Here is a 9,305-nt window from a genome sequence, read left to right as displayed (position 1 = left end):
GCCCAGGATTGTGTCATTGTCGTGCGTGCCCGTATAGAACACGGAATGCGCGGCATAGCGGTTGGGATCGTAATGCCAGGGTTCAAAATGGTCGCCCCATTCGAAGGGCAGCACCCGCATGCCGGGGAAGCCGAAATGATCGCGCAGCCGCTCCACCTCCGGTGTGATGACGCCCAGGTCTTCGGCGATGATGGGCAGTTCGCCGAACCGGTCCTTTAAGGACTGGAACAGTTCATAGCCGGGGGCCGGCACCCAGCGGCCATTGATGGCCGTTTCTTCGTGGGCCGGGATTTCCCAATAGGATTCGAACCCCCGGAAATGGTCGATGCGGACCATGTCGACGGTTTCCAGCGTCTTGGCGATGCGCCGGTGCCACCATGAAAAACCTTCGGCCCGGTGCGCGTCCCAGCGATAAAGCGGGTTGCCCCAGCGCTGACCGGTCGCACTGAAATAATCGGGCGGGACACCGGCCACGATGGTGGGCCGGCCCGACCCGTCCAGTTCGAACAGGTCGCGACGCGACCAGACATCGGCGCTGTCGCCCGCCACGAAGATGGGGATATCGCCCATGATGCGGATGCCGCGCGCATTGGCATCCTTCTTCAAGGCCAGCCATTGCCGGAAGAACAGGAACTGCTGCACCTTGATCTTCTTGATCTCGAAGGACAGCGTGTGCCGCGCCTCCCCGATGCCGATGGGGTCACGGCTGGCATACAGCGCGTTCCAGTCCATCCAGGCGGCCCCGCCATGCCTGGCCTTCAACACGGTGTAGAGCGCGTAATCATCCAGCCATTCGGCATCGTTGCGGGCGCGGAAAAGCTCGAAATCGCCCCATTCATCATCCTGGGAGGACCGTTTCAGGAAGTCGCCCGCCACCACGTCCAGCGCCGCCAGCTTGGTCGCCGCCACCCCGTCATAATCCACCCGTTCGGCGTCGTTCCCCGACAGCCGCGACAGGATGGATGCATCGGCGAACCCGTCGCGGACCAGATCGTCGAAGCTGATCAGCAGCGGGTTGCCGGCAAAGCTGGACAGGGCCGAATAGGGGCTGTTGCCCAGGCTGGTGGGGGCCAGCGGCAGGATCTGCCACACGCTCTGTCCCGCCGCCTGGATGTCGGCCAGGAAAGTCCGGGCGGCGGGCCCCATATCGCCGATGCCATGCCCGCCGGGCAACGAGGTCGGGTGCAGAAGAAGGCCGCTGGCACGCTGAATATTCATGGTCGGGCGGGTCTTTCCACTGGGGGCCGGGGCTGGGTCGTGATCCTATCATCCCGACCCAATCTGCCCATGATTTCGTAAGCCATGCTGCATTGCAACAGTTGCGCTGACGTGTAACGCTGTTACTCTAATGGGGGATGCGTTCGGGGCGTTTTTGTTACGGGGTGCCAGATGCCGGAATCGCCATTGCCGCGGGGAATCGGCAAGCAGGGTGGACAGGCGGTGAAGACCGCGTTGGACCGGTTGTTCGACCATGTGAACCGTGTGATCCTGGTGCGTCAGCACCCGATCACCGGCCTGCTGCCGGCCAGCACCGCCGTCACGGTCCATGGCAATTACACCCATGCCTGGGTACGCGATAACGTCTATTCGATCATCGGTCCCTGGGCCTTGTCGCTGGCCTATCGCCGCCGGGGCGACAGCCCGGCCCGCGCGCGGCTGCTGGAACAGAGCGTCGTCAAGACCATGCGCGGCCTGTTGCAGGCCATGATGCGACAGGCGGCCAAGGTGGAACGGTTCAAGCAGAGCCAGGCCCCGCTGGACAGCCTGCACGCCATCTATTCCGCCAGCACGGGGGAAGCAGTGGCCGCCGATGATGGCTGGGGTCATCTGCAGATCGACGCCACCTCTCTGTTCCTGCTGATGCTGGCGCAGATGACACGGTCGGGCACCTCGGTCATCTACACGATGGACGAGGTGGCCTTTGTCCAGAACCTTGTCCACTACATCGGCCCTGCCTACCGCATCGCCGATTTCGGCATCTGGGAACGCGGGCGCAAGATCAATGACGGGGCCGTTGAACTGAACGCCAGTTCCATCGGCATGGCCAAGGCCGCCATGGAGGCGATGCAGGGCCTGGACCTGTTCGGGGAGGATGGGGGCCGTGTCGCCGTCATCCATGCCGTCCCGGACGAGATCGCGCGCGCCAGGGCCACGGTGGAGGCGCTGCTGCCCCGCGAATCCGGATCGAAGGAGGTGGACGCGGCCACGCTGGGCATCATCGGCTGGCCGGCTTTCGCCGTCGATGCGCCCGATCTGGTGGAACGCACGCGCAACGAGATCCTGACCAAGCTGGCCGGCCCCTATGGCTGCAAGCGTTTCCTGACCGACGGGCACCAGACGGTGCTGGAGGACCATACCCGCCTGCATTACGAGGCGGGTGAGCTGGAACGCTTCCGCGGCATCGAGAGCGAATGGCCGCTGTTCTATACCTATTTCTATGTGACGGCCCTGCTGACCGGCGATGCGCGCGGGGCGGCGTCCTGGCGGGACAAGCTGGAAAGCCTGCTGGTGGAACGCGGCGGCGACGCCCTGTTGCCCGAATTGTTCGTTGTCCCGGAAGAGGCGGTGGCGGCGGAGCGCGCCCATCCCGGCAGCCAGAAGCGCGTGCCCAACGAGAATGTACCCCTGTTGTGGGCGCAGAGCCTGTTCATCATGGGCCTGCTGATCGAGGAAGGGTTCCTGGCGCCGGGCGATGTCGACCCGCTGAACCGCCGCGCCAAGCTGAAGCCCAAGCCGCCCGTGCCTGTGCGCCTTGTCGTTCTGGCGGAGGATGACAAGGTCCGGGGCCAGTTGAAGGACCATGGCCTGTCCTGCCAGACGCTGGCCCAGGCCGGCGGGTCGATCAATATCTGCCATGTCGATGTGCTGGTCGGGGCGCTGGCTGAATTGGGACGGTGCGAGGCCCTGGGCCTGTCGGGGCGGCCGCCGCGCCGGCTGGGCACGCTGATCACGGCCTGCGGCTTCCGCTTCGCCGAACAGCCGGCGGTGATCGTGCCCACCTTTGTCGATGAACAGGACGGCTTCTATTTCACCTATGACCACCGGTTCCTGGTCGACCGGCTGTTGTCGGAAATCGCCTATATCAACCGCACCTGGACCTTCACCAAGCCGCCGCTGCTGGTCTTCCCAGTGTCGAAGGGCATGGCGGCGGGCGAAGGTTTCGCGGAACTGGCCGAAACGCTGGCCGACCTCGTCTCCGGCCGCGTGCCCGATCTGGTGGTGCGGGGCAGCGACCTGATCGATGCCTATGGCGGCGCCCGTATCGTTTCGTTCGAGGAGATCGCCCCCTCCTGCCCCGTCACGGCCCGGCCCGTGCGCGCCTGGGCCGGCGACGACGCCTTCGACTTCAAGGCGCCGCCGCCCGGCGGGGAAGATCGCCGCTGGATCGAGGAGGGGGATACGCCCTGGCTGGCCAAGTCGCTGGAGGGCGAACGCCGCGCCGACTGGTACATGCTGATGCTGCTTCTGCTGTGGGAACGCCAGGGGCGGGACTTCGTGCCCGATGGCGGCGTACCGCTGTGGCAGCGGGCGGAAAACCTGTACCGTGCCGCCGGCCATGCCGGTCGCTGGGACCTTGTCCGCCCGCTGGCCCACATGCTGAACCGCCATGATGAACGGCTGCAGGACGCGGTGAAGGAAATCGTGGTCCGGCAGAAACATGTGATCCTGGGCGCCAGCATTGTGGACCGGCCGCTGGCCAATGCCGACATCTCCAGCCGTCTGGCCACCATTGGCGGCGACCCCGCCACCCTGATGCTGCGCGAAGAGATGCTGCTGTTCAGCGGCACCCTGATCAAGGCCAGCCCGGAACTGTTCCGCTATACCCTGTCCCTGCGCCCGGCCGATCTTCTGGGCCTGCTGGTCCGGTCGGTGGCGCGCCAGCGCGGCCTGTCGGACGCGGCGGCGCTGGAGGTGCTGAAGGCCGAGGGGCCGCATGCCATCCTGACCCGCCTGCGCCGCCTGATCTCGCGCTGCCCCGGCATGACGGGGGATTTCTGCCTGCCCGTCCTGTCGCGCGGCAGCGCCGTGGACCGGCCGGAATTCGCCATGGAGGATTGGACGGCCACGGTGCTGACCGGTGGCGACTGGTGGGGATGGCGCGATACCACGGGCACGCTGCTGCCGGTGCCCGATGCGTTTTTCCAGCGGGTCTGGGGCCTGCTGCGTCATGGTGACGGCCTGATCATCGCCGATCCCAACCATCAGGAAATGCGCCTGGACAGCGCCACCCTGCGCGCCGACCGCACACCGGGCGAACGTGATTTCGCGCGGGAGGTGGAGGCGCGGCTGGACCGCATCATGGCGCCGGAATACCGGCAATTGACGGTGGAGGCGCTGTGGGCCGTGTCGGAGATGCTGTCCGTCCACAGCAATGTGCGCCTGCCGGGCCTGATCTCCACCGACCGGATCATCGCCGCCGCCGTGGAACGGCACTGGCGTCTGGCCCATCCGGGACAGGCGGAGGTGAACCAGGCCGCCGCCTGGAAAGGTTTCTACAACCTGTCCCCGGTAAAGACCGCCGAACATTTCGCCGTGGGCGCCCTGGTTCTGGCGGGATTGGCGGAAACGGTGTCCGACGCGGCCTGACCGGCTTGGTTTACCCCCGGATTTACGTTACCAATCAAGGGTAACTTTTTTCCGGGGGGAAAATGCGGTTTCCGTTCAAGGCGGGCCTGCTGGCATGGACGATGTTGACCTGTCCCCTCGCCCTGGCCGCCGCCCCGCCCGGTGCCATGCCGCGCCCCTTCGCCCCCGCCGAACAGGCGGTAAAGGTCATCTACATCAATGCCGTCCTGATCGACGGGCTCGGTGGCCCCGCAAGGCCCGGCATGGCGGTGGTGACACTGGGCGAATGGATCGCCGACATCCTGCCCATGGCCAAGCTGGACGCCGCCGCACGCGACGGCGCCACCCTCATCGATCTGGCCGGCGCCTATCTCCTGCCCGGCCTGATCGATGCGCATCAGCATATGGCGACCCCGCCCAATCGGGTGCAGGCCGAAGCACAGATGCGCCGCGACCTGTTCGGCGGCATCACGGCCGTGCGCGACATGGCCGATGATCTGCGCGCCGTCATGGAATATGCCCGCGCCGCGCGGGTGGGGGAGGTGCCGGGGCCCGACATCTTCGCCGCCGCCCTGTTCGCCGGCCCCGACTTCTTCGATGATCCGCGCACCGCAGCGGCGGCGGAGGGGGTGAAACCCGGTGGCGTGCCGTGGATGCGGGCCGTGGATGATGGCACCAACCTGGCGGAGGTGGTGACCCTGGCGCGCGGCACCTCGGCGGTGGCGATCAAGCTCTACGACAATCTGCGGCCACAGGACGTGCGTAATATCACGGCGGAGGCGCACCGCCAGGGCATGCGCGTCTGGGCCCATGGCATGGTGTTTCCCACCGCCCCGGCCGACGTGGTGGCGGCCGGGGTCGACAGCATTTCCCACACCTGTTACCTGGCCTATCAGGTCTCCGACCCCCGCCCCACCACCTATAAGGACCGGCGGCTGGTGGAGGTGGAGAAGCTGAAGAACGGCGATAATCCGCAGATGCAGGCCCTGTTCCGCGACATGGCGGCGCGCGGCATCGTCCTGGACGCCACCTTGCGCGTCTATCAGCAATATGATCGCCGTCTGGCCGCCAACCCGTCGATGAAGCCGCGCCCCTATTGCCCGCTGGATGTTGCCGCTGCCCTGACGGCCCAGGCCTTCCGCGCGGGCGTCACCATCGTGACCGGCACCGATGGCGTTCCCGGCCGCAACCATCCCTGGCCGGCGCTGTATGATGAGTTGGAATTGCTGCACAGTCATGCGCACCTGCCGCCATCGGCCGTGATCCGCGCCGCCACCCTGGAAGGGGCGAAGGTGATGGGACAGGAGGCGGAGATGGGGTCGGTGGAGGTGGGCAAGCTGGCCAATCTGGTCGTGCTGGACCGCGATCCCCTGGCCGACCTGTCCAACCTGCGCTCCATCCGCTTTACCGTGAAGCGCGGCACCCGCCTGGACCGCAGCGCCTATCAACCGATCCGCCCGGAGGAGATGCCAGAGGATGAGTGAGATTGCCCGCCGCCACCTGCTGCTGGCCGGGACCGCCACAGCCCTGCTGCCCGCCGCCGCCCGTGCCGCCAACCCGGCCCCCATTCCCGGCCCGGCCGGGGCGGTCGGCATCCGCGACATGCTGGTGGTCAATGTGCTGGGCGGGCTGGAAAATCCCAACCTGCCGCCGCCGACCAAGGATACGCCGCGCGCGCAGCGTAACCGTGTTGATGAACGGGCCTTGGCGGATGCCCGCCGCGCCGGCCTGAACGCCGTCAATGTCACCATCGGCTGGGTGGCTGGCGATGGCGACCCGTTCGAATTCAGCGTGCGGGACGTGGCCGAAAACTTGGCCCGCATCCGCAGCCAGCCGGACGATCTGCATCTGGTGCTGACCGCCGCCGATATCGAACGGTCACGCGCCGGCAACCGCATCGGCATGATCCTGGGCTTCCAGAACGGTGCCATGTTCGGCACCGACCCGTCGCGCGTCGACCTGTTTGCCGATATGGGCGTGCGGGTCATGCAACTGACCTACAATATCCGCAACGAATTGGGGTCCGGCAGCGTGATGCCGGACGATCAGGGGCTGACCCCGCTGGGCCGCGAGGTTCTGGCGCGGATCGAGGCCAACCGTGTGCAGGTGGATCTGTCCCATTCCAACCGCCAGACCTGCCTGGACGCCATCGCGGCCGCCACCCGGCCCCTGTCCATCAACCATACGGGTTGCCGCGCCCTGACCGACCTGCCCCGCAACAAGACGGATGCGGAACTGCGCGGCGTGGCTGACAAGGGCGGCTTCATCGGTATCTATTTCATGCCCTTCCTGGCCAAGGGCCGTATTGCTACCGCCAATGACGTGGCCGACCATATCCTGCATGCGGTCAAGGTGGCGGGGGAGGATCATATCGGCATCGGCACCGACGGCTATGTCACCTCCTATGACGATATGGACGCCTATATGGAGGAATTGCGGAAGGAAAACGCCGAACGCGTGCGCCTGGGCATCGCCGCACCGGGGGAAACCGCGACAACCACCCCCTTCATCATGGACCTGCGCGGCCCCGGACAGTTCCAGAAACTGGCCGATCTGCTGCTGGCCCGTGGCCTGAAATCCGCCCAGGTCGAAAAGATCCTGGGCCGCAACTACCTGCGCTTCGCGCGCGACACCTGGGGCTGAGGGCGATGACCATGCTGAAGAAATGGATGCTGCTTGCGGCGTTGGGCCTGCTGGCTTTTCCCGCACAGGCCGCCGACGATATCCGCTTCCAGAAGGCCTTTCCCGGCGCCCCCTTCTCAGAGGCGGTGGAAGTGGATGGCATCCTTTACCTGTCGGGTCAGTTGGGCAATGACGCCGCCCTGAAACTGCCCGATGGCATGGAAGCGCAGGCCCGTCAGGTCATGGAAAACATCAAGGCCGCCGTCGAACGACGCGGCCTGACCATGGACCGCGTCTTCAAATGTACGGTGATGATGCAGGACATGAAGCAGTGGGGCGACTTCAACAAGATCTACATCACCTATTTCAAACCCGACCGTCTGCCGGCCCGCTCGGCCTTCGGCAGCAGCGGCCTGGCCCTGGGCGCCCTGCTGGAGGTGGAGTGCTGGGCGAAGATGTAGGCGGTGGGGGGCCGGCACCGGCTCCCCACCCAACCTGCCCTTCATACGTGTCATTAAATTCTGACCCGTCAGAATTTAATGACTTCGGCGGCACGGGCCGCGCCGCGCCAGTCGGCGCGGATACCAAGGTCAACACTTATTGACCTTGGTATCAAACGAATGAGGGTTCCGCCTCCACGGGGAAATTCACGGAACGGGCGATAAAACACATCTCATGCGCCTTGTGATGCAGATGGGCGGCCTTTTCCACATCAGAACCGGGGGCCAGGGTCACGCGCGGGCGCAGCAGGACACGGGTGAATTGCCCGGCACCACCGGCCTCCTCCACCATCCAGCCTTCGGCCCGGTCCTCATAATCGGTCACCACGATGCCGGCACCGGCGCACAGGCCCAGATACCAGAGCTTGTGACAGGCCGACAGCGAGGCGACCAGCAGATCCTCCGGGTTCCAGCGTGCGGGATCGCCCCGGAAGGATGGATCGGACGAGCCGGGGATCGCGGGCTTGTTCCCCGCGCTGACCAGATGATCGCGGCTATAGGCGCGATAACCACTGGTACCCGTGCCCTGGTTGCCGGTCCAGGTGACGGTAACGGCGTAATGATGTTCCTTGCCGGACATGATCGTACAAATCCTTTCCGATACGGATCGACCGGTCGCATCCTATGGCCCGAAGCCGACGGGCACAGGGGCCGATTGCGCCGGTCAGCGTGGCGCCGAAAGGGATTGCGTCAGGGCGCCGACGGAAACTGGTGACCGCGTGTGGCCACTTCTGTCCGCATGTCGGGGAAGGGTTTGTTGCGGGCCAGGATTTCACCATACTGACTGTCCGCCAGCAGCGACTCGTAGGCCGCTTCGAACAGGCGGCGTTCCAGCGTGCCGGCAAACAGCTTGGAAAATCCCATATAGGAACGCTGCACCGACAGCGGCCGGCCCACGGGCAGCAGTCGGATGCCGGGATGTTCGTCATGATAACGGGCCACGGCGCGCGCATGGGCCGCCACCGCATCCAGCCGCCCGGACAGGACCAGATTCAGGGCCAGATCGACGGTCCGCACCGTTTCCAGGCGCACGCCGGGGCGCCTGTCCAGGTCCCCCCCCACGGCCCAGCCCAGCGGCACGCCGATGGTCGAAATGGAAGCCTCGTCCGGCATCCTCCCATCATCGGGCGGATGCCGGAACAGCCACATCTGGTCGACATAAAAATGCTCCCGGCTGAAGTCCAGCCAGGCATCGCGTTCCGGCGTGTGGAAGGGGCCGATCAGGATATCGGCCTGCCGCATCTCCACCTCCTTCTGGGCGCGCGGCCAGGGGAGCTGCTGGAACGCGCATTTCAGCCCGGCCCGGTCACAAGCGGCGTGCGCCAGTTCGGCACCGATGCCGCGATCGCAGGCACCACCATCTGACACGAACGGCAGGGGACCGCAAACGACGCTGACCACGGAAGGGGTGGCGGTTGAGACCGGGGTGCCCGTCTCCTGCGCCCCGGCATCCGGGGCCGGCAGCAGCAAAACCGCCGCAAGGGCGGCCGGGAGAAGCAGCCACGGGCGGCAAATGGACCGCGTCAACGACACCTGCCCTCATGATCGGCATTAGCCGGTTACGCCAGGGCACCGGGCAGCCCGCGTCCGTCGGCAGACCCGACATAGAGGCAAGCC

At 66.1% G+C, this 9,305-nt stretch carries 6 protein-coding genes and 1 pseudogene; 4 read left to right on the top strand and 3 right to left on the bottom strand.

Annotated features, from left to right (window positions below; genetic code table 11):
• Positions 1 to 1,230 (bottom strand): annotated as a pseudogene (malQ, locus tag KBA48_RS30895) (4-alpha-glucanotransferase); the annotation flags it as partial.
• Between the two features lie 174 nt (positions 1,231 to 1,404).
• Between malQ and KBA48_RS30890 the strand changes: the two are divergent.
• From KBA48_RS30890 to KBA48_RS30875, 4 genes are all read left to right on the top strand, one after another.
• Positions 1,405 to 4,587 (top strand): glycoside hydrolase family 15 protein, encoded by a 3,183-nt coding sequence (locus KBA48_RS30890; protein ID WP_292912532.1) that lies wholly within the window; start codon positions 1,405 to 1,407, stop codon positions 4,585 to 4,587.
• A gap of 62 nt (positions 4,588 to 4,649) precedes the next feature.
• Positions 4,650 to 6,050, top strand: a complete 1,401-nt coding sequence (locus KBA48_RS30885; protein ID WP_292912531.1) for an amidohydrolase family protein — start codon at positions 4,650 to 4,652, stop codon at positions 6,048 to 6,050.
• Positions 6,043 to 7,209 carry a membrane dipeptidase gene (locus KBA48_RS30880; RefSeq protein ID WP_292912530.1) on the top strand — a complete coding sequence of 389 codons (1,167 nt, stop codon included), beginning with the start codon at positions 6,043 to 6,045 and terminating at the stop codon, positions 7,207 to 7,209. Before KBA48_RS30885 ends, KBA48_RS30880 begins: the two co-directional genes overlap by 8 nt.
• Before the next feature lie 5 nt (positions 7,210 to 7,214).
• Positions 7,215 to 7,649, top strand: a complete 435-nt coding sequence (locus tag KBA48_RS30875; protein ID WP_292912529.1) for a RidA family protein — start codon at positions 7,215 to 7,217, stop codon at positions 7,647 to 7,649.
• Positions 7,650 to 7,800: 151 nt separating this feature from the next.
• Here KBA48_RS30875 and KBA48_RS30870 read toward each other — a convergent pair whose 3' ends face one another.
• The gene (locus KBA48_RS30870; protein WP_292912528.1) at positions 7,801 to 8,268 is read right to left on the bottom strand and encodes an OsmC family protein; all 468 of its coding nucleotides are present in this window, start codon (positions 8,266 to 8,268) and stop codon (positions 7,801 to 7,803) included.
• 110 nt (positions 8,269 to 8,378) lie between these two features.
• Positions 8,379 to 9,215, bottom strand: a complete 837-nt coding sequence (locus KBA48_RS30865; RefSeq protein WP_292912527.1) for an ABC transporter substrate-binding protein — start codon at positions 9,213 to 9,215, stop codon at positions 8,379 to 8,381.
• Positions 9,216 to 9,305 lie beyond the last annotated feature (90 nt).

The sequence above is a fragment of the Niveispirillum sp. genome (genome assembly GCF_017996735.1).
Classification (GTDB): domain Bacteria; phylum Pseudomonadota; class Alphaproteobacteria; order Azospirillales; family Azospirillaceae; genus Niveispirillum.
Note: the sequence above shows the minus strand (reverse complement) of the source record. Positions and strands in the feature narration are given on the sequence as shown.

Bases quoted from the DNA above. Each gene is read 5' to 3' on its own strand.
- KBA48_RS30885 (WP_292912531.1), top strand. From the start codon at position 4,650: ATGCGGTTTCCGTTCAAGGCGGGCCTGCTGGCATGGACGATGTTGACC.
- KBA48_RS30880 (WP_292912530.1), top strand. From the start codon at position 6,043: ATGAGTGAGATTGCCCGCCGCCACCTGCTGCTGGCCGGGACCGCCACA.
- KBA48_RS30875 (WP_292912529.1), top strand. From the start codon at position 7,215: ATGACCATGCTGAAGAAATGGATGCTGCTTGCGGCGTTGGGCCTGCTG.
- KBA48_RS30870 (WP_292912528.1), bottom strand. From the start codon at position 8,268: ATGTCCGGCAAGGAACATCATTACGCCGTTACCGTCACCTGGACCGGC.